Genomic DNA, 25,525 nt, shown 5'->3' on the forward strand with positions numbered 1-25,525 from the left:
TGTAGACGACGTTGGTGAAGTCCTTGAGCGAGACCCACCCGGACTTCGGGGTCGCCAGCGGGCCCGTCGACGTCCAGCGGTACGTCGACGGAAGATCGCACGTGCCGGTCGGCGTCGGGGTGGGGCTGGGGGATGCGGCGCCGCCGTTCCAGGTCCATTTCTGGTTGTCGCCGCCCCAGCAGGAGTACAGCTGGATCTGGGTGCCGTTGCTCGTGCCCGCGCCGACGGCGTCCAGGCACAGGTTCGACTGCACGCCCACGATGGTGCCGTCGGAGTTGAGGCGCCACTTCTGGTTGTCCCCGCCCCAGCAGGAGTAGATCTGCACCTTGACGCCGTTGCCGGTGCCGGCCGCGTCGAGGCACTTGTTGCCGTAGACCCGCAGTTCCTGGGCGGAGGTGTAGGTCCAGGTCTGGTTGCTCTGACCGTTGCAGTCCCAGATGTGCACCTGGGTGCCGTCGGTGGTGGTCGCGTTGGGCACGTCCAGGCACCGCCCGGAGGCGACACCCCTGATCGGCCCGCTACCGCCACCACCGGGCGTCGGGCTGGTCGGCGGGGTCGGGCTGGGCGAGGTGCCCGGACCGGCGGCGTTGAGGGCGTTCAGCACCGAGGTGTAGGCGGGTTTCTTGTTGCCGTTGCCGTCGAACAGCAGCGGGGTGTCGCCCGAGCGCCAGGAGTCGCTGTCGCGCACGCCCCAGGTGGTGATGCCGTTGCAGCGGGGCACGGCCAGGCAGTCGTTGACGACGTTGGCGTAGGTGGTGGCCGAAGCGCCCTGGATGTCCAGCTCGGTGATCTGCACGTCGACGCCGAGGGCGGCGAAGTTCTGCAGGGTGGTGCGGTAGTTGCTGGGGTAGGGGCTGCCGCTGTTGAAGTGGGACTGGAAGCCGACGCAGTCGATGGGCACGCCGCGGGACTTGAAGTCCTTGACCATGTTGTAGACGCCCTGGGTCTTGGCCCAGATCCAGTTGTCGATGTTGTAGTCGTTGTAGCACAGCTTCGCGGCCGGGTCGGCGGCGCGTGCGGTGCGGAAGGCGACCTCGATCCAGTCGTTGCCGGTGCGCTGGAGGTTGGAGTCGCGCCGGCCGCCGCTGCCGTCGTCGAAGGCCTCGTTGACCACGTCCCAGGCGTAGATCTTGCCCTTGTAGTGGGCCATCACGCCGTTGATGTGGTTGATCATGGCCTGGCGCAGCGCGCTGCCGCTGAGGGACTGCATCCAGCCCGGCTGCTGGGAGTGCCAGGCCAGGGTGTGGCCGCGCACCTGCTTGCCGTTCTGCACCGCCCAGTTGTAGATCCGGTCGGCGTTGGTGAAGTTGAACTGGTTCTGGTTGGGCTCGGTGGCGTCGATCTTCATCTCGTTCTCGGCCGTCACCATATTGAATTCGCGGTTCGCGATCGTGGTGTACGCCGAGTCGCCGAGCTTGCTCGCACTGATCGCGGTGCCGAAGTAGCGACCGCTCTGCGCGGCCGCCGCACCCAGCGTGCTCGCCGCGGCGTCAGCGGGAACCGTCACCGCCACCAGTGCCGTGGCCGCGCCGAGTACGCCCACGGCGCCGGCGACCAAGGCCCGGCGCAGATTACGTAAGGATCGCTGGGTTGCAGGCGGGGGTATGGCGTGTGCGCCCATGCCTGAGCCTCCGTAACTGAATCCAAAAAGGGGGGAAGGCGGGGGTGTCCCCCGCAGGCTCGACGCCGCGCCCCGCCACGAGGGGACGCACACCACCAAGGCGTCGCGGATGCGACCCCCCACCCGTGCACCACCATCTGACAGCGGGGGCCGCCTCGGAGACTCAGTGTGGAAACCTCCCCGAAACTTGTCAATACCGTTTGTGAAAGTTTCGGCGCGGTTGCCCGATGGCATGGGTGCGAATTCGGTCCAGGGACGCAACCGGCTACCGGAAACTTTCGGCCACCCGTGCGCTGAGCGCGAGGTATGGATGAAAGTTTCACCCTGGGCGCTCGCCGATTCGAGGAGTCGTCGCGATAACGCCCAGCTCGCCACGCTCACACCCATGTGGTCGACGCCGACACCCGCCGGGCCCTTGACAGTGGCGCTCCCTCTCGTATTTGCTCCGCCCCACACCACCTCCACCCATCCGATGGAGAAGGGCTCGACTGACAGACCAGAATGTGAGCGCTAACAGTTACGTTAACAACTAACAGGGTGCCTTACTCAGGGGCGATCGGACTGCCGTGCGGCCCGGACCGGGCACCACGTCCCGGCTGTCCCGGGCTGTCCATCCTCGTGGTCGGCGAATCCCTGGCCGAAAGGTTCTGCGCGTACAGCGGTGGAAGCCGAGCCGCCGGTGCACGGGTCGTCGCGACAGGTCCTGAACGGCCCGTGAGCCGCCTGCCACACGTCGAAGTCCCCAGGCCGGACTGGCGATGCCAGCGCTGATGTGAGCATCACTTCCAGGCCGGCACGTCACGTCCACCGCCAGCAGAGGGCGGCTCACTGCGGCCTTCGTCAACTGCAAGGCTCTACACGCCTCGGCGGCGCCATCGCCGTCGGGTTCCAGCCACCCCCACATCGGCAGGTCGCCGGACCCCGCCCGATTCGCCCTCGACGAAACCCCTGCACTGTCTCCTGGCGAGCTGTCCTGCGGTGGTCGGACCCTCGGCTCCTCCGGGATGCGCGAAGTCGGGACCGCGACCCAACAGCACTACCGGGCTGGAGTTCCTCGACGCACCCGCGCCATGGGATGAGGGCGTTTCATGTTCGGATTCGACAAGGAGGAACACAACGGTGCGAAGACCTGTGAGTGAATCTCCAGCATCCGGTGCTGCCACCGGACTCGGATCCTGGCCCGACCGGAGACATCGGTTGGTCCACCGCGTGATGGCCGCGGCGGTGGTCGTTCTTGGGCTGCTCTCCGTGACCATTGCGGCTCGCACGGCATCGGCCGCTGACAATCCCTATCAGCGGGGTCCCAATCCGACCTTGGCCAGCGTGGCGGCCACCCGGGGCACGTTCGCCACCGCGCAGGTCAGCGTGCCGGCCGGGAACGGCTTCGGCAGCGGAGTCATCTACTACCCGACGGACACCAGCCAGGGAACTTTCGGCGGGGTCGCGATCGTGCCCGGCTACTCCGCCCTGTTCGCCGACGAAGAGGCCTGGATGGGGCACTGGCTGGCGTCGTTCGGCTTCGTCGTGATCGGGATCGAGACCAACAGCCGCACCGACAGCGCGGACGCCCGGGCGACCCAGTTGCTCGCCGCGCTGGACTACCTCACTCAGCGCAGCCCGGTGCGCGACCGGGTCGACCCCAACCGGCTGTCGGTGATCGGACACTCCGCGGGTGGTGCCGGCGTCCTCACCGCAGTGCTCCGGCGGCCCTCACTGAAGGCCGCGGTCGGGCTCGCGCCCGGCTCGCCAGTGGGGAACTACGACCTGTCCACCGACCGGGTACCGACGATGTTCATCTCCGGGCAGAAGGACACGACGGTCACACAGTCCTATCTCAACGGGCTGTACAGCACTCTGCCGGCCACGACGCCGAGCGCGTGGGTGGAGATAACCGGTGTGGACCACCTGTTCGCGACGCGGGCGAACACGACCGAGATGCGGGTGCTGATTCCCTGGTTGAAGATCTTCGTTGACAACGACACGCGGTACACCCAGTTCCTGTGCCCGTTGATGGACTCCACTGGCATCTCGATGTACCGCGACAAGTGCCCGTACGCGCCGCCGGGCGGGTCGTCGCCGTCCGCCAGCCCGTCGCCGTCCGCCAGCCCGTCGCCGTCGAGCGCCTGCACGGCAGGCTACCGGACGGTGAACTCATGGCCCGGCGGCTACCAGGGCGAGATCACGGTGACGGCGGGCACCTCGGCGATCAACGGGTGGACCGTCAGCTGGACGCTGAGCAACGGCCAGACGATCAACCAGGTGTGGAACGGCACGCTGAGCGCCAACGGCTCCGCGGTCAGGGTGACGAACGCCTCGTACAACGGCTCGATCCCCGCGTCCGGCTCGAGCACGTTCGGCTTCCTCGGCAACGGTACGCCGTCGGCCCCCTCCCTCACATGCACCAGCCCGTGATCCCTACCGGCACGCCGTAGCCCGTCACCAGGTGAGACGCGGCGGACCCCGAAGCCGGACGCCGAGGACGGTCCGCCGCGCTTCGCCATGAGCCGCCGCAGGTGCCGGCGATCGGGCCGGCGATCACGGGGTGACCGATGTAGCACGCCGAATCACCCACCCGGCGGGCTGGGGCGAAGACGGCGGCCGGTGGTCCCCGTCTGTGCTGTCACGTGCGGAATCGTTAGGCTTTCTTGGCGTGCTGTCGGGCTGGCTGTGGTGGGTTGTGCCGCTCATCGTGACCGTGGCTCTGTACGGCCTGGCCCTGCGGCAGACGGCAGGGGTGGCCGCCGGGGGCGTCGTGGTCGCGTTGGTGCTGACCGCGGGGACGGCGAGCGTCCTCGGGGAGTCACCCAGGTCCGTCACCGGCGTGACACTGCTGGCCGCCGGACTCGCCGCGGTTGTCTGGGCCCTGGGCAGGGCGCGGCGGCGCGGCCGGGCGGCACGCCGGGCCGTGGCCGTCTTCCGCGCGGCGGCGCCCGATGTGCCGGGCGTGGCCGCCGAGGCCGAGCGGCACCGGCTCGCCGCCGAACTTCACGACACCGCCGCCCACAGACTCACCGGCATCGCGGTCGGCGCCGCCTCCGCCTTGCGCCTGGCCGACCCGGCTCTCGTGGCGGAGGCGGCGCGGTATGCCGCTGAGACCGGCCGCCTGGCCACCCGGGAACTGGAGCGGCTGACCACCAGCGCCACCGGCGCCGGCCTGCCCGATCTCGCCGACGTGGACGCCCTGGTCGCGACATGGCCGGAGCCGCGTGTCACCTACCGCAGAACAGCCGGAAGCGCCCCACCCGAGATCGCCGCCGTCGCGTGCCGGGTGGTTCGCGAGGCGCTGACCAACGCCCTGCGGTACGCGCCGGGAGGCGCCGTACGGGTCGGCGTCGACCGCGAACCCGGCCGCCTGGTCGTCACGATCGTCAACGATCCCGGCGAGCCGGTCGCGGACAACGCGGACGTGGCACGTGGACTGGGCGGTGGACACGGGCTCGCCGGGCTCAGGACGGCGGTGGCCGCCTGCGGAGGGTTCCTGTCCGCCGGGCCGGATGACCGGGGATGGGCCGTGCGCGCCGAACTCCCGCTCACCCCTGACGAGGGCCCGGCATCGACGTCGTACGAATGGCGCGGCCGGCAGGCGTCCGACGCCGCGCTCGCGATCCTCGCGGTGGCGCTGTCGATCGGGACGAGCCTGCTGACGACCGACACGCCCGAGAGCCTCCCCGGAGAGGCCGCCCTGCTGGTGCCGCTCTTCTTCGCGCACGCCCTGCCGCTCGGCCTGCGCAGGCGGGCGCCGCTTCTGAGCCTGGCGGCGGCGCTGTCGATCTATCCGGTCCTGCTCGGCGCCGAACTCGCGGGCTGGACGGAGCAACCGGCGGGCGACGTGTTCCTGTGGTGCCTGTGGGTCGAGCTGGCGCTGCTCTACGCGGTGGGCGCGTACGGCCCTCGTGCGCGCCGGCGGTGGGGGGCTCTCGCCACGGCGGCTGTGGGGGCGACAGGCGGGCTCGCTCTGGCGTGCGGGCCGGGGATCGTGGGAAACCGGGCAGCCGCGTGGGCCGTGCTGGCCCTGGGCGTCGCGGTCCCCTCGGCGCTGGCGTGGGCGCTCGGCCTGGCGGTGGGGTCGAGGCGGGCGCGGCGCCATGCGGCCGTGGCCCGAGAGCGGGATCTGCTCGGCCGCGAGACGGCGACGTTCGTGCTGGCGGAGCGGAGCCGGCTGGCGGCCGGACTGCGCCGTACGGCCCTGCGACATGCCAGGGCCATCGTGGTCGCTGCGGACGCGGGCCGGCTGGACACCGTGCTGGCCGAGGCCAGGGCCGGGCTGGCCGCGCTCAGGGAGTCGCTCGGCGAGCTGCGCAGCCAAAGCGGCGACGACCCGCCCCCGACCATCGCCGGGATCGCCCTGCTCGCCGTGCGGCACCAGGGCACCGTCCGGTACGCCGGAGCCCGCCGCGAAGCGTCCCCCAGCGTGGAGGTCGCCGCGTTCAGGGTGGCCGAGTTGCTCCTGCGCGGCTGCACGCGGGATGAGCGGGAGATCACCGTGGCCTGCCGCGCCGACGGCGTCGCGGTCTCGGGGCCTGCCGCCGGCACGAGCGGCGATCGGCGGGTTCGCGCGCTGGCCGACGCGGCCGGAGGTAGCGTCTCGGACGCCGGGGACGGGACGGTGAGGGTGTGGCTTCCGGAGGTGCTCCCTTGATCAGGGTGACGGTCGCCGACGACCAGGCGGTGGTGCGGGCGGGCATCGCGGCGGTCCTGGACGCCGAACCCGACCTGAGCGTCGTGGGCCAGGCCGCGGATGGGGAGGCCGCCGTGGCGCTGGCGGTGTCGCTGCGGCCCGATGTGGCCCTCATGGACATCCGGATGCCGGGCCTGGACGGGTTGCGGGCGACCGCCCGGATCGGCGCCGAAGCTCCGGGCACGCGGGTGGTGGTGCTGACGACGTTCGGCCTCGACGAGTACGTGTTCTCGGCGCTGAGGGCCGGCGCCAGCGGATTCCTGCTCAAGGATGCCGAACCGGAGAGAGTCGCCGACGCGGTCCGGGTGGTGGCCTCGGGAGACGCCCTCCTCGATCCGGGGGTCACCCGCCGCCTCATCGATCGGTTCGCGTCCGGGCCGGAACCTCGTGACGCCGCCGTCCTCGGCACGCTCACCCGGCGCGAGACCGAGGTGCTGACGCACGTCGCCCGCGGTCTCACCAACGCCGAGATCGGCGAGGTTCTCCGGATCAGCCCCTCGACCGTCAAGGACCACGTCGCGGTGATCCTCGCCAAGCTCGGCGTCCGCGACCGCCTCCAGGCGACCATCACGGCGTACGAGACCGGATTGATCCTCCCGGGCAGGCCCTGACCCCGCCGTACGGCGGGGGTGACGACGGTTCCGCGGGAGGAGGTCGACGCGGGTTCGGCTTCCTAGCGTTGCTCACATGAGATCCAACCTGTTGTCCGGCATCGCGTTGTCGCTCGCCGGGCTGATCGCGGCGGCCGTGGCCGGGACGGCGGCCTTCGTCGGGGCGGCCGCCGCCGTCCCGTCGGTGACGGTGTTCTCCGCGGCCGGCCTCGTTGCGGCGGCGGGAACCGCCTGGGTGTTCGGGCGGGCCGCGACAAGGCGGCTCGGCAGCCCGCGGGCGCTGTGGCCGTACGTCGCCGGCGTCGTGCTCGTGACGGCCGGACCCGCGGCCCTCACGGTGATGCGCCCCTTCCCCGTGCCGCCGGCGGCCGCGGCCCCGCCCGGCGTCTCCCACTGGGACCTGCCCACGGGATCCCGCATCGCCTACGTGAAGATCGCCGCGTCCGGTAAGCCGCGCCCAACGCCCGTGATCTTCCTGCACGGCGGCCCCGGGACCCCCGGAGAGGGCGTCCCGGAGGCCGGGCGGGAGCTGGCCGCGGCCGGTTTCGACGTTTACGCCTATGACCAGGTCGGCGCCGGCCGCTCCACCCGGCTGGCCGACGTGACCGGCTACACCGTCGCCCGGCACGTCGCCGATCTGGAGGCGATCCGCCGCGCGATACACGCCGAGAAGGTCATCCTCGTGGGCAGGTCATGGGGCGGGACCCTGTCGGCGGCATACATGGCCGCCCATCCCGGCCACGTCGCCAAAGCCGTGCTCACCTCACCGGGCGCGATCTGGGAACCGGCCTTCCCCAGCGGACCGGGCAGTCCCTGGGACCGTCTCCCCCCGGCCCAGGCCGAACGCGCCGACGAGCTGACCTCCGATCCCCGGTTCCTCCTCCAAGCGCTCCTGCTCCAGGTCAACCCGGCTGCCGCGCACGCACTCGTGCCCGATGCCGAGGCCGACGCGTACTTCCGCGAATTGCTGATCACGGCCAAGGACGCCACCGGATGCCCGGGAAGCCCGCCCGCCCCCGTCCACGGCAACCCGCCCGGCTTCTACACCAATCAGGTGACGTCCGCCGACGCCGCCGCCGTCCCCGACCCGCGTCCGAAGCTGCGGAGCGTCCATGTGCCCACGCTCATCGTGCGCGGCGAGTGCGACTACCTGAAATGGCCGGTCACCTACGACTACCGGCGCACGCTTCCCGAGTCGACCCTCGTCTACGTGCGCGGCGCGGGGCATTCGATCGCCAACGGCCGCCCTGACCTCTACCGCGACCTGCTCATGACGTTCCTTCTCGACCGCCCGCTGCCCCTCCCGCCGGTCACGTCGGCGGACGAACCCGCCTGACCCGCGTGGCTCCGGCCGAAGTGGTCTCACCTGCTTCCCGCCCGGGTGCCGTGTGTGCGGCCACACGCTCACCGCTCCGGGGACGGGGTCCGCGGCAGGCGGCTGCCGAGCGCGAATACCACGGCGAACGCCGCCCAGCCGGCGACACAGGCCACCGACGTGGCGAACGACGCCGTGATGAGCGAGCGCAGCAGGAAGAAGACGCCCAGGCCGGCCACCGCCGCGGGGGCGAGCGCCCACCAGCGTTTCCACCACAGAGTGGTCACCATTTCGTATCCCACCCAGACGAGCGGCCCGATGATTATCAACGGTGGAATCCGGGAGGTGGTCGGGCCCGGCTCGGTGGTGAGCGCATAGAAGAGCACAATCGCGGCCGCCGTAACCGTCATCGCCCCCACGGTGAAAAGGAACGGAGCGGGCTCGTTGCGCGGATCATCGTCCGCAGACGACTCCGGATTCCTTCCCGTGGCCGAGCGGAACACCGCGGCGACTCCTTTCCGAATCGAATAGGCGGCGATGGACAGGCGAAGCATACGTCACCAATAACGCCGCGTATATCGCACCGACGGTTCCGGTCGGCCCCGGCAGCCCGGCACATCGCCGGCAGCGCCACCGCTCTGCTCATCGCGCACCGTTCTCCATCGCCCGGATCGCCGGCAAAATTCTCGTGATCGAGGATTCTGGTCAACGGTGGAGCGCGTCGGGGGCGCCGTCCTCGATGAGGAAGCCACCGGATTGGTGGTGCCACAGCCGGGCGTAGGGGCCTTGGGCCTGGAGCAACTCGCTGTGAGTGCCCTGCTCCACGACGCGTCCCCGGTTGAGTACGACAAGCCGGTCCATGCGGACGACGGTGCTCAGGCGGTGCGCGACCACGAGGGCGGTACGGTCCTGCATCAACTGCCACAAGGCTTCCTGGACGAGGATCTCGCTTTCGGAGTCCAGGGCACTGGTCGCCTCGTCCAGCAGCAGGATGGGGGCGTCGCGCAGGATGGCTCGCGCGAGTGCGATGCGCTGCCGCTGGCCACCGGACAGCTTGACGCCACGCTCGCCGACCAGGGTGTCGAAGCCGTCCGGCAAAGACTCGACGAACTCCGTGACGTGCGCCGCCCGCGCGGCCTGGAAGATTTCGGCATCGGTGGCGCCCGGCCGGGCGAACGCGAGGTTGTCACGCACCGACCGGTGGAACATGGCGGGTTCCTGAGGGACGTACGCGATGAGGCTGCGCAGGTCGGCCTGCCGCATTCGGGCGATGTCCTGGCCGCCTATGAGGATCCTGCCTCCGTCCACGTCCATGAGACGCAGCAACAGGCGGGTGAGCGTGCTCTTGCCACCGCCGGACTGGCCGACGAGCCCGATCTTCGCGCCGCTGGGAATGTCCAGGTCCAGGTCCTCGAAGAGGGGTGAGCCGTCGGCGTACCCGAACCTCACCCGCTCGAAGCGGACGCTCGCGTCGGCCGGGCGCAGGGGCTGCGGATCGACGGGGTCCACCACGGTCGGCGGCACGAGCAGCAGCTCGGTGAACTGGGCCGCTTCGGTGAGCACGCTCTCGATGCGCCGGTAAATCTGGTTGAACTCGAACATGATGCTGATCGTGTTCGTGTAGTAGGTGAACGTCACCACGATGGCCTCCACGCCGAGACCACCACGGAGCGCCACGGCGAGGAGCAGGCCCACGGCGCTGGTGAGCACCGACAGCGGGGCCACGACGGTGTCCACCCGGAGGTTGCCGTAATCCCAGGAACGGAGAGACAACCTGCGTTGCTCGGCGATCCTCACCCGATATTCGGCGGCCTCGCGATCCTCGGCGGCGAACGCGCGGACCGTATCCATGTTGGACAGCACGTCGGCGACGTGGCCCGACACCAGCACCCTGGCGGCCTCGCGTTCGTCCACCAGGGCCTGGCGGCGGCGGATGAGCGGGGCGACGAGAACGCCGGTGACGATGATGAGGCCCACGAGAACCAGGACCAGCAGCGGGTGATATCGCCACAGCACCACCGACGCGAAGGCCAGGGGCACCACCTTGGCGATGATCGAGAATGTGAGCGTGTCGGCGAATTCCTCGAACCTGGAGGAGAATCCGATCACCCGCTTGGTCAGCGAGCCGGCGAAGTTGTCGTGGAAGAACGCGGCGTCCTTGGCCAGCAACTCCTCCATGCCCACCACGCCGAGCCGCTCGATGCCCCGGGCGTCGGTGCGGTTCAGGAAGTGCAGCCCCACGCGCCACAGCGCCTCGCCCGTCAACAGCAACGCGCCGAAGCCGAGCACGTACGGCAGCAGCGCGTCGATGGTGCCGTCCCCGCCCCCGGACAGATGTCCCACGAGCCCGGCCACCGCCAGCGGCGCCAGGTAGAACAGGCAGATGTTCCCGATGGCCGGCAACGTCAGCGCGGGCACCGCGACCCGCCATTGGCGCCTCAGCTCACCGCAGTAGTAACGCAGCGCCAGCAGAACCGCCGATTTTCGCACGGACGGGCCGTCTTCAGCGTCCTCGACCGCCCCGAGCACAGCCATCAGCCCTCCCCGAACGCCGGCATCGCCGTAGCCATGCTGCCGCAGCGTGTACGGGAGAGCCACCGATTTTCCAGAGGGTTCGATTCCCTGGTGCTCCACTTGCGAAAAAAGTCCCAAAACCGTGATCGTCGGGGCTGTTGGCGGCAATGGGCGACGGCAGCTAATTCACCAGCGGGCACTCGACACCTGAATGATCGGCATCATCCACACCACCGAAATCACCATGATCAGTATCATCGCGATCGGCCATTAGGTCCTGGACGAAATCGCAGAACGCTTCGCCATCAACATGTTGGAAAATATCGCCAGGACCAGCAGGAGAAGCCAGGAGAAGACCGTGATGAATACGAAATCCGGAAAGGAATCGCGATTGTCTGTGGGCGGCGGTCCGGTGATGATGTATTCGGTCCCATCGGCCGGGTGGACGCGTCGGGGGTCCACATCACGGCGCGGCCGCTGCGCCCGGCGCCGCTGGGCCTGCCCGATCCCCGCTTCGACGACACCCGGATGGACGTCGTAGCGGTCCACCCCGGCGCCGACGCCGCGCTCGCCCGGGTCGCCGTACGCGCCGGAGCGCGGGGACCGGCGTCGGCAACGCCAACCACGCCCTGCTGGAGTGGATTACCGAGGCGGTGGCCGAGGGAACGGTAGTGGGGCTGTCCACGCGGGTGGCCGAGGGGCCGGTCGTGCCCACGTACGGCAACGGCGGCGGGGTGGATCTCGTACGCGCCGGGGCGCTGAGCATCGGCGGGCTGCCGCTCTACCAGGCGAGGCTGCTGCCGGTGCTGCTGCTCTCCGAGGGTGTCTCCGTCACGCGGCAGACCCTCGCCGCCTATGTCTGACCCGTCCGTACCAACCCTGAAGAGAGGATGCGCTGTGGCCAAGGAAATCTTCGTAGCGTTCGGGATCGACGTCGACGCCGTCGGCGGCTGGCTCGGCTCCTACGGTGGTGAGGACTCCCCGGACGACATCTCGCGCGGCATGTTCGCCGGCGAGGTGGGCGTCCCGCGGCTCAACGCCCTGATGAAGAAGTACGACCTGCCGTCGACCTGGTTCTGGCCGGGTCACTCCATCGAGACCTTTCCCGAGCAGTTCGACCAGGTCGTGGCCGCCGGACACGAGATCGGCGTGCACGGGTACAGCCACGAGAACCCGATCGCGATGAGCCGCGAGCAGGAGTCCGTCATCCTCGGCTACTGCATCGACCTCATCGAGACGCGCACCGGCCGGCGCCCCACGGGGTACGTCGCGCCGTGGTGGGAGTTCTCTCCGGTCACCAACGAGCTGCTGCTCGAACGCGGCATCAAGTACGACCACTCGCTCATGCACCGCGACTTCGAGCCGTACTACGTGCGCGTCGGCGACACCTGGTCGAAGATCGACTACGACAAGGACGCCCGCGAGTGGATGAAGCCGCTCGTGCGCGGGCAGGAGACCGACCTCGTCGAGATCCCGGCGAGCTGGTACCTCGACGACCTGCCGCCGATGATGTTCGTCAAGACCAGCCCGAACAGCCACGGCTTCGTCAACCCGCGCGACATCGAGGAGATGTGGCGCGACCAGTTCGACTGGGTCTACCGCGAGTCGGAGTACGCCGTCTTCACCATGACCATCCACCCGGACGTCTCGGGCCGCCCGCAGGTCCTGCTCATGCTGGAGCGCCTCATCGAGCACATCAACAAGCACGAGGGCGTCCGGTGGTCCACGTTCGACGCCATCGCGGACGACTTCAAGGCCCGCAGCCCCCGGGCGTAACCGACGCGGCGAGGGTGAGGGAGGCGTTCAGATGTGCGGCGCCTGTGGAGGTCCGCCTGCCGGCCGGGCCGGTCCCCTCGTTTCCGGGCACCGGCGCCGGTGGGCCATCGCCCGGTTCGCCCGCGCCGTGCGCAGGGGCGTACAGGTCCACCCCGTCCCGCAGGGGTGGCTGGCGTCAGGCAGCACCGGAGGGGCCCGCGTCGCGCCGACCCTCGACCGGTTGCTGGACCACGTGGCCCGTTTTCCGGTTCCGGCGGGATGGGACGAGCTCGAAGCGTCGCTGCGGCCGCGAGCACGGGACCGGCCACGAGGACGACTATCCCGGCTACCGCCCGCCGGCGCCCTGCCCGCCGGCGGCCGTCAGGCCGGCAGTGGGCTTTGCCGCTGCCCGGCGAGGTGAGCGCCGTTCGCGGCGGCGATCACCCGGGTCAGCGCCTGGTGCAGACTCTGCAGTTCGGACAGCTCCATCCCCAGCCGCTCGACGATCGCCACGGGGACCTTCTCGGCCTGCTGACGCAGCGCGCGTCCCTCGCCGGTCAGCACGACCGCCAGGGAGCGCTCGTCGTCGCTGGCGCGGCGGCGCTCGACGAGACCGGCGGCTTCCAGGCGCTTCAGCAACGGCGACAGCGTGGCCGGCTCCAACTGCAGCAGCCGGCTGAGGTCCTTGACCGACAAGGGCGCGTGCTGCCACAGGGCCAGCATCACCAGATATTGCGGGTGGGTCAGTCCCATCGGTTCGAGCAGGGGCCGGTAGAGGCCGATGACCGACCGTGAGGCGACCGCCAGGGCGAAGCAGACCTGGTTCTCCAGAGCCAGCGGGTCGACGCTGTCGCCAATGTCACTCATACGCACCTCCGCCGCCATACTACTTGATTAGTACACTAACTGTTAGTGCACTAAGCAGCGCCGAGAACACAGGAAGTGTCATGGCCCGTAGGAAGAGCCTCGAAGAGCGCATCGCCGACCGCGTCGCCAAGCGCCCGCCGATGAAGGAGAGCAAGCACTTCGAGCACGGCCCCGCCAAGTGGATATTCGCCAGCGTGCTGGTGTTCGCGGTGCTCGTCCACTTCGTCATCGTCGGCATCGTCATGCTTCTGGGTCACTGACCGAGCCGGCACCCGGCCACCGGCACCGCGCCGGCGACCGCGAGGACGAGTCCGACGACGATCCGGACGGAGACCGTCGAGCCCCTTGTGCGCGTGCGGACGCGTGAAGGGCCCGCGGCGCGGCCACGGCGCCGCGGGTCCGTCGATTACGGGTCAGCCGGTCGCGACCAGGACGGTCACGGGCTGGTGCAGGTGACCGCCGGGGTGGCCGAAGGCCCTCCGCCGATGAAGCCGAAGGTCGTGGTCGCGTTGGCGGCCAGCACGCCGTTCCACGCCTCGTTGCGCACCGTCACGTTCGAGCCGGAGCCCGACCGTACGCCTCCCCACATCTGGGTGACGGTCTGCGAACCGGGCCAGGTCCAGTTCACGGTCCAGCCGTTGACGGCCGCGTTGCCCGCGCGCACCGTGACCTCACCCTGCCAGCCGCCGGACCAGGAGTTGACCACCCGCATCGACGCCGAGCACGCGCCGGACACCCCGCCGGACGGCGACGGACTCGGGCTGGGGCTCACCGGGGGGCTCGGGCTGGTGTTCGGGCTTCCGCTGGGCGACGGGCTCAGAGACGGGCTAGGAGACGGGCTCGGCGAGGAGCTCGGACTCGGGGACGGGCTGGAGTCGGTCAGGACCGGGGTCGTCCAGTCTCTCCACTGCGACAGGTTGCCGGACTTCTTGGACGAGATCCGGAACACGGCGGGGGCGTTGCCCGTCTTCAGCAGGAACTTCTGGATGTTCTGCTGCAGCGGGGTGCGCCATTCGGACCGGGTTGCGCAGTGGGTGCCGTCCTGCACGTCGGACCAGTAGCTGATGTTGTCTCCCGCGCCGAGCGCCTTGTAGATCTCGGCCCCGGCCAGCGCGGCCACGCTGCCCGACTGCGCACCCAGCCAGTCGACGTGGGGGTTCTCCATGATGAACAGCCCGCGCGGGGCGACCATGCCCACCATCTCGTGGGTGTCGACCGGCAGTTGGTTCGGGTTGCCGGTGAAGGAGCCGAACGCGTCACCCAGCCACGGCTGCTCGGAGTAGGCGCTGCTCAGCGGCTGGGCGCCGCTTTCCTGGGCGACGCCGCGCAGGATGGGAACGCCGGCGCTGCCGGACTCGATCGGCATGGTCAACGCGATGCGCTGATCGAACACCCCGGCCGCGAAGGCGCCCTTGCCGAAGCGCGAGCAACCCGTGACGCCGGTGGCGTCCGCCTTGAGAAGGCTGCCGCCCGACTGCTCGATGACGTCGATGATGCGGCTCACGCCCCAGGCCCAGGCGGCGAGCAGGCCGGTGCTGCTCGAAGAGCCGTAGATGCTGTAGTAGGCGCCCTGCTTGTTGGTGCGGGCCGTGCCTTCCTTGCCGACCGTGTACGGGTCGTAGCTGATGACGGCGGCGCCGCTCGCCTTGATGGTGGCCGTGTCGGCGCCGAATCCTCCGTACACGATGACGGCCGGGAACGGCCCGGTGCCGCTGGGCAGGTCGACGCTCGCGGAGAAGCTCGCGCTCCTGCCGCTGTCCGACACGTTCACGGTGATGCCGGTTCTCGAGACCGTCCCGGTGACGCCGGCCGGCTTGCCGTGCTTCTCGCCGTAGACATACCGTTCGGCCAGTTTCCTGATCTCTTCGCGGCGGCACCCCCACTCCGACTTCGAGGTGATGCGCTGGCCGTTGATCTTCTTGAAGGGATCGGGGAGCCGGGAGTTGGACGTCAGAGTTCCCAGGTCGGGCACCGCGCAGTCGGCGCCGTCGTCCTCGACGCCGCCGGCGGCCGCAGCCGCAGCCTTGACCGCCCCGGTCGCGACGAACGTGCCGACACCGGCGTTCGCGCCGGGGATCTCGGTCACCGCGAGGCCCAGCGAAAGCGCCGCGACGGCGCCGATGACGAGCGCGCGGCGGACGCCCGGCGTTCGGCTCCTGCCGCCGGAAGTGACGTTGCCGATCATCGGGCGCCCCCACGGGAGGGCCGACCGGCATCGATGGAGCGCGCGGGCCCGGCCGGCACCAGGCTCGCCGTTGGTGCCGCCAGAAGCTTGAGACCTTGCAAGACAGTGCGTCCTTCCTCCTGAGGGTCCCGGACCTGTCACAGGTCGGGCGGGAACCAAGACCGAGTGGGATGCGAATGTTTTCGAAGCTTCAGTGAAAAATTCCAGAGGCCGCAAGGCCCAAATCGGCGAGGGTGCTCACCGGATCCGAGGGGACGACGACACGGCTGTTTGCGGCTGGCCGATAGCCGTAGACGCACAGAAATTTTTGGTCAGATAAAGAAACTTTCATTGGGGCCCGAGCATCAGCCGGCGACCGACCGGCGCCCGGGACTCACCCCGCCCGACTCACCCTGCCCGACTCACCCTGCCGGACTGACCGCATCCGGGCAGCCGGGCGTGGACAACCTCACTCTTCGCCTGTCTCCTTCGAAGCTGTCTCCCCCGAAGCGGAAGCCGCCGGCCGCGGCCGTCGCCATTCGCGCATCAGGCCGCGTACGAGGTGGAGGAAGAGCAGCGCGCCGAAGGCGAAGAACCCGACGCGTACCCAGATGGACTCGTCGCCGAACAGCCCCCGGATCATCGCGCCGAAACCGGCGAGAAGTCCCAACCCCGTGCCCACGAACGCGAGAGCCCTCCCGGCGGCAGTGTTCATGGCCCGAGTCTCCCAGGTTTTCCTGGTTCGTCACCGGCGATTCGCCGTACGACGGCAACCCGGCAGAGGTCGGTCAGCGCCCCGCGGGCAGCTGGAAGTGCCAGACGACCATCGTCGGCACGTCGCCGTTGGCGGCTTCCGCCGCCTCGGGCACCAGGTCGGTGAGGCACCAGGGCCAGAGCTCCCACACGCCTACCGCCTCTGCCGTGGACGGCACACCGCTTCGCCGGGGACGCTCCGCCCTGGGTTCCTCGCAGCGCCGCACCTGCAATCCGGCCGACAGCGCGGCGCGCAGGTAATCGCCGATCGAGTGATGGTAAGTCGCGATCCGTCCCGGCTTGCCGTCCGCTCGCCGTACGGGCGGGACGAAGCCACGTCTGACCCCTTCGGGGTGCATGTCTGAAACAACCAGGTGCCCGCCCGGACGCAGGACTCTGGCGAACTCGGTCAGCACCGGCCGCAGCTCAGGGACATGGGTCAGCGCCAGACAGCACACCACGAGATCCACGGCGTCGTCCGGCACCGGCAGGTCATGCAGATCCCCGAGCAGGAACCGGCCGAGCGGTGCCCGGGCACGGGCCCGCGCCAGCATGTCCGGCGAGCTGTCCACGCCCAGCACCCGATGACCCCGTTCGGCCAGCGACGCCGCGACCCGGCCGGTCCCGCAGGCGGCGTCCAGGGCGACGCCCGCGGGCAGGGTGTCGACGATCCCGCCGATGACGGGCTCGTCGATGTCGAACAGGCCGTTGGGGCCGTCATAGGAGCCGGACCAGATGCGGTATCCCTCCGCCGTGTCCACCCGCGCGACCTCCACGGCCGCCTCCGCCAGCGCCTCGTCGTCGAGCAGCCTGCGGATCTCGGCGATGCGCGAATCCACGAAGCCGCGGTCGAACCGGCCCGTGAAGGAACGCAGCAAGGCGACGCCCTCAAGACCGAGCAGGTATGCCAGAGGGTGCTCGTAGATCACCAAAAGAGGCTAACGACGCGCGTTCCCGCGGCGCCATCGAAATAAGCGCCGCTCTCCGCGCGCCTCGGCCGCGGTTCCGTCGCTGCTGCCGCGGCGCCTCGCCGTGGCGCCGTCCGCACAGGCCCCTGAGCAGCGGACGGCCTGACGACGTCGGCGCCTCGCTCTTCGAGCAGCGGCCAGGCGTGCCGCGTTGCGCTGGGAGTTGTCGGCGCAGCAGTTGTTGGTCAGCACGTGGGTGTTGGTCAGCACGTGTGTGGTCGCCGTACGGGCGGCCAGGTCCGCGATCCAGCCGGCCCAGTGCCGGAGCTCCGCCGGCGTCCACCTCCACCAGGGGGAACCGGCCGGCGTGGTAGCCGAGCCTGGCCTCGGGCGTGGACGCCTCGGGCGGATACCAGTTTCGCCTCTCCGCTGCATGCCGATGGCGATCTCCACTGCCCGGCATGACGCAGGCGACGCGGATCAGCGGCCGAAGCCGGCCTCGCGGGCGCGGACGATCGCCTGGGCCCGGTCGGCGACCTGGAGCTTCGCGAAGACGTTGGACACGTTGTTGCGCACCGTCTTGGGCGACAGCGACAGGCGCTCGGCGATGCGCGTATTGGACAGACCGGCCGCGATGAGGTCGAGGATCTCCCGTTCCCGCGCGGTGAGCTGGGGGAACGGCTCCCGCTCCCGGGGCCGGACGGCGGCGAGCCGGCTGAAGTAGCGGGTCACCCGCCCGGCCAGCGCGGGCCCGAAGATGACCTCGCCCCCGGCCACGGCCGCGATGGCGCGCAGGATCTCCGTCTGGTCCGCGCCCTTCAACAGGTAGCCGCGGGCACCGGCCAGCATGGCGGCGAAGACGCTCTCGTCGTCCTCGTGCATGGTCAGCACGAGGACGTGGGTCTCCGGGCAGGCCTCCACGATGCGCTGGGTGGCGGTGACGCCGTCCAGCCGCGGCATCTGCAGGTCCATGACCACGACGCGGGGACGCAGCTCGACCGCCCGCGCGACGGCCTCCTCGCCGTCGGCCGCCGTGCCGACCACGTCGACCTCACCCGTGGAGGCCAGCATCATCCGCAGGCCGTCGCGGTAGACGGGATGGTCGTCGGCGAGCAGCACAGTGGGCATCCCGGCGCCGTCGGGGGACGGGCCGGCGGTCATCGCGACGCCTCCGCGGGGAGGACGGCGTGGACGCGGGTGCCGCCGCCCGCGCGCGGAGTGACTACGCATCGGCCGCCGAGTTCCTCCGCGCGCTCGCGCATGCCGATCAGGCCCACGCCGACCAGGGCTCCCGGCCGCACCCCGCTCCCGTCGTCGAGCACCTCGACCTCCAGTTCGCTTCCGGTCGCCGTCAGGCGGACCTCGCAGGTGCCGGCGTCCGCGTGCCGCGCGACGTTGACCAGAGCCTCGCAGACGATCCGGTAGGCCGCCACCTCGGTCGCGGCGGGCAGGCCGGCCAGGTCGCCCGCGGCCTCCACGCGTACGGTCAGCCCGCCCTCCCGGAACCGGGTGGCCTCCTGCCGGAGCGCTCCCGCCAGGCCGAACTGGTCGAGGGCCGGCGGGCGCAGGTTGTGGACGAGCCGGCGTACGTCGCCGAGCACGGACGACAGGTCGGCCCGCACCTCGTGCAGCGCCTCTCGGGCGGCGCCGAGGTCCCGGGCCACCAGGTTGCCTGCGGCCTCGACCTTCAGCGCGGCGGCGGCGAGCGTGGGCCCCAGCCCGTCGTGGAGGTCTCTGCGCAGCCTGCGGCGCTCCTCCTCGATGCCCGTCACCAGGCGTTCCCTGCTGTGCTGGAGCTCCTCTGCCAGGGCCGTGGCCCGTACGGCCGCCGCGGCCTGCCGTACGACGTCGGCGAGCAGCCGCTGGTCGGCGTCGGCGAGCGGCGCGCCCGCGCGCGGGACGAGGACGAGGCGGCCGATCGGGGCCGCGCGGTAGGCGAAGGGAAGGACGAGGACGTCGTCGCGCCGGGCGCCGTGCTCGACCACGAGGGTGCGGCCGTCGGCGCGGTCGAGTTCCACCCGCACGTACGGCGAGCGCAGCGCCGTGGACACCGCCCTGGCCACGGTGAGCAGCAGGTCCTCCGGGCTCACCGACTCCTCCAGCCGCCGGGCCAGGGCCGACACCACGTCGTACGGCTCCGCCCGCCCGGCGAGGACGCGGTCCACCCAGCGGCGGACCCGCTCGCGCAGTGGCGCGTAGACGACCGCGACCGCGGCGGCGGCGAGCACGGCGGCGACCGGCTCGTCGATGACCGCGCCCAGCCCCACGAAGACGGGCACGTCGATCACGACGACGGCGACCGCCAGGCCGCCGTAGAGGAGGGTCCAGCCGAGCACGGGGTCCACGTCGTACAGCCGATAACGGCCCACGGCCACCAGGACGGCGGCGGCGATCGCGACCAGGGAGACGACGAACGCGAGGTCCTGCGGCACCCCCTCGACCACGGCGGGCACGAAGATCAGTACGCCGTTGAGCAGGGCCGCCAGCAGCATCCAGCGCAACTGCGCGCGGCGCGCGCCGGACGACCCCCGGAAGCGCCGGACGAAGGCCGCGAGCGACACCAGAAGGCTCAGCACGAGCGCCGCCGGGGTGAGGGCCATCGCGGCCCGCCAGAAGGCGTCCGGCACAGGCGGCAGCGGCAGGTCGAGCCCGGGGCCCCGCCACGGCTCCCCCGGCGACTGCGCCCGCCACGGAACGGTGAGGAAGACGAGGACCGCGAGCCCGGTGGCGCCCAGCGACAGCGACGCGGCCCACCGCCAGCGCGGCGACGGCAGCCGGCCGTCGGGGAAGAACAGCAGCACGAGCAGCGGCAGCAGGTTGAGCAGCGGCCCGAGCCGCGCCCCCGCGTACACGGCCACGGCGGTCAGCGGCAGCGCACCCGCGTGCTGGGTTAGGGACAGCACAGCGTAGCCACCGGCGAGGCCGTTGAGGCAGGACACCACGCCGCCGCCGATCAGCAGCCAGGTCATCGGGTGCGCGGGCAGGCGGGCGGCCAGCACGCCGCCCGCGACGGCGAGGGCCACGCCCGGAACGCTGGACGACCACGCGGGCCAGTCCAGTGGCTCGGGCCGGAGCACCGGCCCGGTCGCGATCTCGATCCAGATGGCGGCCGCGGCGGCGACGACGCACAGGGCCGCGAGCACGGTCGCGGCGGCCCCGAGACGGCGAGACACGTCAGAAGGGCCGGGCACGCGGCCCAGCGTGCCACAGGGCCGCCCTTCCCGGCAGGGACCGGTGTCCCGTCTCCGCCCGGGACGCGTGCCCCGGACCGGTACGGGCGCGTTGGTGGCCTCGCTCTCTGTCGGCCCGGGACGCGACGCGGAGACCGTGGTCACGGCACCAACAGCCACGACACCACCAACCGGTCACGGCACCACCGGTCACGGCACCACCGGTCACGGCACCAACAGTCGCGGCACCAACAGTCGCGGCACCAACAGTCGCGGCACCAACAGTCGCGGCACCAACGGGAGGGCCGCGCGACGAAGGCTTCCGCCAGGAGGGGACGAGCATGTCCGTTCACATCACGCCCAGCAACGTCAACCCGCAGGAACCGGCCTCGACGGCCGCTGCGGCGCCGGCCGCCGCCGCACCGCGCTGGACCCGGCAGGCCGGAGTGCTCCTCGCCGCGGGGGCGGCGGCGTGGGCGGCCGGCACGGTCATCGTCGGCGACGACATCCAGAAGGGCATCCAGACGCTCGACACCCTGACCGGGATGCTGTTCGTCGCCGGGGTGTTCGGCTTCGTCGCGCTCGTGCTGGCCACCCGGGCCACCGGCGCGAGGTGGGGCCGGATCATCCCGGCAGGGCTGCTCGTGTCGCTTCCCGGCGCGTTCCTGCTGAACGCGCTCTCGTTCGGCTACGCCACCCACGACGACTTCCCGCTCCCGCTGATGATCCTCGACGCCTGCTGGCCGCTCAGCATGCTCGGCATGCTGGTCCTGGGCATCGCCGTGGCGGTCACCGGCCGCTACCGCGGCGCCCTGCGCTGGCTGCCGCTGCTCGCCGGGCTGTGGTTCCCGGTCACGATGGCGGCGCAGATCTTCGCCGGGTCCGCCGCCTCGATGTGGGTGAGCGCCGCGTGGCTGCTGGCCACCCACGCCCACATCGGTGTCCGGCTCGCGCTGCGGCCCGCCGTCTGACCGGACGCCGCACACCGACCCTTACGCCCGATGACATAGCCTGTGAGCAGGCAAAACGACGACCAGAGGAGAACCCCGCCATGGGTTCGCTCAGCCCTGTTCACTGGATGATCGTGTTCGTGGTGCTCGTGCTGCTCTTCGGCGCGAAGAAGTTGCCGGACACCGCGAAGGCGCTCGGGCAGTCGCTGCGGATCTTCAAGAGGGAGACCGGCAAGCTCGGCGACGAGGACGACGCCCCGGCCGTCCGGGCCGGTACGGCACCCGTCTCTCGGGACGTCGAGGAGCGCGTCGAGGAGCGGCTGCGTGCGCTCGAAGAGGAGAACGCCCGGCTCAGGGCCGCGGCGGACGCCGCACGGCGGGACGAGCCCGAGGTCCGCTGAGGCGTTCTCGGCTCCCTACCGGTGGCCGCGGACGGCGGGCACGCGCTTCGTACCGGGAGCGAAGGCCGGTGAGCGCCGTGTGGCGCGCCGGAGGGGGCCGGACGCCACCGTCGCGGGGCGGTCCGTGCTGAGATCCATGCGGACCACGTGTGGTCCGTACTGAGATCCATGCGGACCACGCGGACCACGCGGACCACGCGAACCTTTCCGCGGGGCCCGGACTCCAACAGGACATGCAGCTGACGCCCTCGCTCCGCGTTCTTCTCCCCACCACCGCGGCCGCCGCGTTGATCTCCACCGCGTTGATCTCCGCCGCGGCGCTCCCCGCCGATGCCGCCGCAATGCCGAAGTTCACCAAGCCCAAGGTCTTCGGCACGTCGTTCCAGAGCGACCCCCGGCACGACTTCACGAAGCACATTTCGCCGCGGCACGACGGCATCCTGCGAGGCTGGGTCACGCACTACCGGTCCGGGGTGGCGGAGTACGAGCCGATCAGGTGGGTGAAGGACAAGACCGGCCACACGGAGGGATACTTCGAGGGCCCGCCCGAGGGTGACGTGACGGCCTACGCCTCGCCCGTGGCGAAGAACGTCGTGTTCTACAGCGCCACCGGGTGCAAGGGCACGGTGGTGACCGCGAAGAACGACAGCCTCGGGTCGAAGCGGTGCTCCCGGAATGTGCTTATCTCCCGGATGAAGGCCGGCCACCGTCCGGCGCTCATCACCGTCTACCGCGGCGCGATCGTCAAGGTCCAGGAGATCTACACCCCCTGAACGACCAACACCGGACGACCAACACCGGACGACCAACACCGGACGACCAACACTGAACGACCAACACTGAACAACCAGCACCGAACAGCAGCACTGAGCCACCGGCGCTGAGGAAGCCGCCGGTCGACCGGCGGCTCGGCACATCGCGACCATCCCGCAAGGGCCGGACTTCCGTTCCCCGGAAGTCCGGCCCTTTTTGCCATGCACACACCCCTGCTCGCCGCACCGGCTCTGCGAGCGGTCCGGCCGCACTCGGCGAACGCGGACTCCCCCGGCTTGACGCCGATTGAGTTAGGGCACCATACTCCGGTTATATATTCTAACCAACGGAACGAGGTGTCATGCTCGTGTCGGTCCGCGCCCGCGGTGCCTCGCTCGCACTGCTGGCGTCGTCGCAGTTCCTGGTGGTGCTGAACACCTCGATCGTCAACGTGGCGCTGCCCGCCATCGGCGACGACCTGAGACTGTCGGCCGCCGGGTTGTCGTGGGTCGTCAACGCGTACCTGATCGCCTTCGGGGCGCTGCTGCCCGCGGGCGGCAGGATCGCCGACCTGTACGGCGGGCGGCGGGCCCTCGCCGCGGGCCTGGCCCTGTTCACGGCAGGCTCTGCCGGGGCCGCGCTCTCCCCGGGCGCCGGGGCGCTGATCGCGGCGCGGGCCGTCCAGGGCGTCGGGGCCGCCGTGCTCTCCCCGGCCGCGCTGGCCGTCCTGCTCGCGTTGTATCCCGCCGGCGCCGCACGCGGCCGGGCGCTCGGCGTGTGGGGGTCGGTCTCGGCGGCGGGCGGCGCGGCCGGGGTCCTGCTGGGCGGGCTGCTCACCGACGCGCTCGGCTGGTGGTCGGTCTTCGCCGTGGGCGTGCCCGTCGCGGCGTTCGTCCTGGCCGCCGTGCCGCGGCTGGTCCCGGGCGACGACCGGCCACCGCGCGGCGGCGGGCTCGACCTGCCGGGAACGCTGTCGGTCACGCTGGGCCTGCTCGGCGTCGCGTACGGCCTGGGCGGCGGCGGATGGCCGACGATCGCCGCGGGCGTGGCCCTGCTCGGCGTGTTCGCCCTGTGGGAGCGGCGGGTCGAGCAGGGGGCCGAGCAGGGAATCAAGCAGGGAATCAAGCAGGGTGCGGCCGTGCCGTTGATCCCGCCGAGCCTGCTGCGCACGGCCGACGTGGGCATCGGGAACGTGCTCATGCTGCTGCTTGGGATGGTCTGGGTCGGCACGTTCTTCTTCCTGCCGCTCTACCAGCAGCGGGTGCTCGGCTACTCGCCGCTGGAGGCGGGGCTCACCCAGCTTCCCCTCGCGCTGGCGCTCGTCCTGGCGCCGCTGGCGGCGGGCCGGCTGCGCCGCACGCTCGTCCCGGGCCTGCTGACGCTGGCCGCCGGGCTGGCCTGGCTGGCCCGGGCGCCCGAGCACGGGACCTTCCTCGTCGACCTGCTGGGGCCGACGGTCCTGGTGGGCGCGGGGCTGGGGCTCGCGTTCGTGCCGCTGACCGCGCTCGGCGTCACCGGGGTGCCCGGCGAGCGGGCGGGCGTCGCGAGCGGCCTCATCACCACCACGCGGCAGGTCGGCGGCGCGCTCGGCCTCGCCGTTCTCACCTCGGTCGCGGGTCTCGCCCCGGCCGGTGTCACCGGCTACCGCTACGCCTTCCTGGCGGCGGCGGCCATCTCCCTCGTCGCGGCGACCGCCGCTTTCCTGAAAGGACGCATCCGATGAACAAGCCGTACCTGACCGGGTACTTCACCCCGCACGTGGACGAGGTGACCGCCCGCGACCTGGTGGTGGAGGGCACGCTGCCCGCCGAGCTGACGGGCCGGCTGGTGCGAAACAGCCACAACCCCCTCCCCGGCGTCACGCCTGCGCACTGGTGGAAGGGCAGCGGCATGGTCCACGGCATCCGGCTGCGGGACGGCCGGGCCGAGTGGTACCGCAACCGCTGGGTGCGCACCCCCGCCCTCGACGGCGCGCCGTACATGACCGAGAAGGGGCCCGACCTGACCGCCAGCACCGCGGGAACCCACGTGATCGAGCACGCGGGCAGGCTGCTGGCGTTGTGCGAGGCCAACTACCCCTTCGAGCTGACCCCCGAGCTGGAGACCGTCGGGGCGTACGACTTCGGCGGGAAGCTCACGACGATGATGACCGCCCACCCCAAGAGCGACCCGGTCACCGGTGAGCTGCACTTCTTCGGCTCCTCGCCGTTCCCGCCCTACCTCGTCTACCACGTGGCCTCCGAGACGGGCGAGATCGAGTTCAGCGAGGAGGTGCCGGGTGCGACCGCCTCGCTCAAGCACGACTTCGGGATCACCGAGCACTTCGTGGTGTTCGTCGAGGGTTCCGTGACCTTCGACCACACCGAGACCTCCGGCATCCCGTACTCCTGGAGCGACGACCAGGTCACCCGCATCGGCGTGATGCCGCGCGGCCGGGGCGGCGCGGCGAAGATCCGGTGGTTCGGCATCGAGCCCGGCAGCCTGCTGCACGTCGCCAACGCGTACGAGGACGCGGAGGGCCGGATCGTGCTCGAAGGTCCGGCCATGGACCGCGACGGGTTCCGGCGCTCGTGGAAGTGGTGGGCGGGGCTGCCCGGGCACGGCGTCGTGCCGAACTCGCGCTCCTTCACCCGGCGGTGGGTCGTCGACCCGCGGGCGGGCAAGGTCGCCGAGGACCTCGTGGACGACCTGGTGGTCGAGTTCCCCACGATCAACGACGACCTGCTCGGCCGCGAGCACCGCTACCAGTACGCGATTTCCTTCCCGGACGACCGGGGCGTGGGCGGCTACGGCGTGGTCAAGTACGACCGGGTCTCCGGAGGCAGGCAGGTGCTGCCTGTCGGCGACGGGCGGCTGCCGAGCGAGGCCGTCTTCGTGCCCGCCGCGGGCGCGGTGGACGAGGACGACGGCTACCTGCTGACGGTCGTGAGCGACCTGCACGCCGACGCCTCCCAGCTGCTGGTCCTGGACGCCGCCGACCTGGGCCGGCCCCCGGTCGCGACCGTGCACCTGCCCCGCCGGGTGGTGGCCGGCATCCACGGCTCGTGGATCTCCGACAAGTGATC

General features: G+C 71.1%; 21 protein-coding genes and 1 pseudogene. 12 read left to right on the plus strand and 10 right to left on the minus strand.

Annotated features, from left to right (window positions below):
* On the minus strand, positions 1-1,558 hold a 1,558-nt coding region (locus ABZ857_RS26080), incomplete at its 3' end, for a non-reducing end alpha-L-arabinofuranosidase family hydrolase (RefSeq protein ID WP_357047129.1).
* Positions 1,559-2,944: 1,386 nt separating this feature from the next.
* Here ABZ857_RS26080 and ABZ857_RS26085 point away from each other — a divergent pair.
* From ABZ857_RS26085 to ABZ857_RS26100, 4 genes are all read left to right on the plus strand, one after another.
* Positions 2,945-4,033 carry a cellulose binding domain-containing protein gene (locus ABZ857_RS26085; protein ID WP_357047131.1) on the plus strand — a complete coding sequence of 363 codons (1,089 nt, stop codon included), beginning with the start codon at positions 2,945-2,947 and terminating at the stop codon, positions 4,031-4,033.
* Between the two features lie 238 nt (positions 4,034-4,271).
* A complete protein-coding gene (locus tag ABZ857_RS26090; RefSeq protein ID WP_357047133.1) occupies positions 4,272-6,260 on the plus strand; it encodes a histidine kinase in 1,989 nt (662 codons plus the stop codon).
* A complete protein-coding gene (locus ABZ857_RS26095) occupies positions 6,257-6,910 on the plus strand; it encodes a response regulator transcription factor (RefSeq protein ID WP_357047135.1) in 654 nt (217 codons plus the stop codon). The genes ABZ857_RS26090 and ABZ857_RS26095 overlap by 4 nt, the downstream gene beginning before the upstream one ends.
* A gap of 76 nt (positions 6,911-6,986) precedes the next feature.
* Positions 6,987-8,246: an alpha/beta fold hydrolase gene (locus tag ABZ857_RS26100; RefSeq protein WP_357047137.1), complete on the plus strand. Its 1,260-nt coding sequence runs from the start codon at positions 6,987-6,989 to the stop codon at positions 8,244-8,246.
* 68 nt (positions 8,247-8,314) lie between these two features.
* Here ABZ857_RS26100 and ABZ857_RS26105 read toward each other — a convergent pair whose 3' ends face one another.
* From ABZ857_RS26105 to ABZ857_RS26115, 3 genes are all read right to left on the minus strand, one after another.
* On the minus strand, positions 8,315-8,779 hold the full coding sequence (locus tag ABZ857_RS26105; protein WP_357047139.1) for a hypothetical protein: 465 nt from the start codon (positions 8,777-8,779) through the stop codon (positions 8,315-8,317).
* Between the two features lie 151 nt (positions 8,780-8,930).
* Positions 8,931-10,760, minus strand: a complete 1,830-nt coding sequence (locus ABZ857_RS26110; protein WP_357047140.1) for an ABC transporter ATP-binding protein — start codon at positions 10,758-10,760, stop codon at positions 8,931-8,933.
* 249 nt (positions 10,761-11,009) lie between these two features.
* A complete protein-coding gene (locus ABZ857_RS26115) occupies positions 11,010-11,288 on the minus strand; it encodes a hypothetical protein (protein ID WP_357047142.1) in 279 nt (92 codons plus the stop codon).
* Between the two features lie 59 nt (positions 11,289-11,347).
* Between ABZ857_RS26115 and ABZ857_RS26120 the strand changes: the two are divergent.
* Positions 11,348-11,602 (plus strand): annotated as a pseudogene (locus ABZ857_RS26120) (hypothetical protein); the annotation flags it as partial.
* Between the two features lie 34 nt (positions 11,603-11,636).
* Positions 11,637-12,515 carry a polysaccharide deacetylase gene (locus ABZ857_RS26125; RefSeq protein ID WP_357047144.1) on the plus strand — a complete coding sequence of 293 codons (879 nt, stop codon included), beginning with the start codon at positions 11,637-11,639 and terminating at the stop codon, positions 12,513-12,515.
* A 360-nt stretch (positions 12,516-12,875) separates the two neighbouring features.
* Here the strand turns inward: ABZ857_RS26125 and ABZ857_RS26130 are convergent, their stop codons facing one another.
* On the minus strand, positions 12,876-13,361 hold the full coding sequence (locus ABZ857_RS26130; protein WP_357047146.1) for a MarR family transcriptional regulator: 486 nt from the start codon (positions 13,359-13,361) through the stop codon (positions 12,876-12,878).
* Between the two features lie 80 nt (positions 13,362-13,441).
* Here ABZ857_RS26130 and ABZ857_RS26135 point away from each other — a divergent pair, with 80 nt between their 5' ends.
* Positions 13,442-13,621 carry a hypothetical protein gene (locus ABZ857_RS26135; RefSeq protein WP_357047148.1) on the plus strand — a complete coding sequence of 60 codons (180 nt, stop codon included), beginning with the start codon at positions 13,442-13,444 and terminating at the stop codon, positions 13,619-13,621.
* Between the two features lie 176 nt (positions 13,622-13,797).
* On the opposite strand, the gene ABZ857_RS26140 is transcribed toward ABZ857_RS26135, so the two are convergent.
* The 5 genes from ABZ857_RS26140 to ABZ857_RS26160 all read right to left on the minus strand — a co-directional run bounded on the left by ABZ857_RS26140 (position 13,798) and on the right by ABZ857_RS26160 (position 20,377).
* Positions 13,798-15,546 carry a cellulose binding domain-containing protein gene (locus tag ABZ857_RS26140; RefSeq protein ID WP_357047150.1) on the minus strand — a complete coding sequence of 583 codons (1,749 nt, stop codon included), beginning with the start codon at positions 15,544-15,546 and terminating at the stop codon, positions 13,798-13,800.
* 448 nt (positions 15,547-15,994) lie between these two features.
* Positions 15,995-16,240 carry a hypothetical protein gene (locus tag ABZ857_RS26145; RefSeq protein ID WP_357047152.1) on the minus strand — a complete coding sequence of 82 codons (246 nt, stop codon included), beginning with the start codon at positions 16,238-16,240 and terminating at the stop codon, positions 15,995-15,997.
* Positions 16,241-16,313: 73 nt separating this feature from the next.
* A complete protein-coding gene (locus ABZ857_RS26150; RefSeq protein WP_357047154.1) occupies positions 16,314-17,207 on the minus strand; it encodes a class I SAM-dependent methyltransferase in 894 nt (297 codons plus the stop codon).
* 459 nt (positions 17,208-17,666) lie between these two features.
* Complete coding sequence (locus ABZ857_RS26155) at positions 17,667-18,347, minus strand: response regulator transcription factor (protein ID WP_357047156.1); 681 nt, start codon at positions 18,345-18,347, stop codon at positions 17,667-17,669.
* The gene (locus ABZ857_RS26160; RefSeq protein ID WP_357047158.1) at positions 18,344-20,377 is read right to left on the minus strand and encodes a sensor histidine kinase; all 2,034 of its coding nucleotides are present in this window, start codon (positions 20,375-20,377) and stop codon (positions 18,344-18,346) included. Before ABZ857_RS26160 ends, ABZ857_RS26155 begins: the two co-directional genes overlap by 4 nt.
* Before the next feature lie 320 nt (positions 20,378-20,697).
* Here ABZ857_RS26160 and ABZ857_RS26165 point away from each other — a divergent pair, with 320 nt between their 5' ends.
* The 5 genes from ABZ857_RS26165 to ABZ857_RS26185 all read left to right on the plus strand — a co-directional run bounded on the left by ABZ857_RS26165 (position 20,698) and on the right by ABZ857_RS26185 (position 25,523).
* On the plus strand, positions 20,698-21,327 hold the full coding sequence (locus ABZ857_RS26165; protein ID WP_357047160.1) for a hypothetical protein: 630 nt from the start codon (positions 20,698-20,700) through the stop codon (positions 21,325-21,327).
* An 80-nt stretch (positions 21,328-21,407) separates the two neighbouring features.
* Positions 21,408-21,707 (plus strand): Sec-independent protein translocase subunit TatA, encoded by a 300-nt coding sequence (gene tatA / locus ABZ857_RS26170; protein ID WP_357047162.1) that lies wholly within the window; start codon positions 21,408-21,410, stop codon positions 21,705-21,707.
* A gap of 233 nt (positions 21,708-21,940) precedes the next feature.
* Complete coding sequence (locus tag ABZ857_RS26175) at positions 21,941-22,480, plus strand: hypothetical protein (protein ID WP_357047163.1); 540 nt, start codon at positions 21,941-21,943, stop codon at positions 22,478-22,480.
* A gap of 341 nt (positions 22,481-22,821) precedes the next feature.
* Positions 22,822-24,183 (plus strand): MFS transporter, encoded by a 1,362-nt coding sequence (locus tag ABZ857_RS26180; RefSeq protein ID WP_357047165.1) that lies wholly within the window; start codon positions 22,822-22,824, stop codon positions 24,181-24,183.
* Complete coding sequence (locus tag ABZ857_RS26185; RefSeq protein ID WP_357047166.1) at positions 24,180-25,523, plus strand: carotenoid oxygenase family protein; 1,344 nt, start codon at positions 24,180-24,182, stop codon at positions 25,521-25,523. Before ABZ857_RS26180 ends, ABZ857_RS26185 begins: the two co-directional genes overlap by 4 nt.
* Positions 25,524-25,525 lie beyond the last annotated feature (2 nt).

Origin of the sequence: Microbispora sp. NPDC046933, from assembly GCF_040644635.1 — a bacterium.
Lineage (GTDB): Bacteria > Actinomycetota > Actinomycetes > Streptosporangiales > Streptosporangiaceae > Microbispora.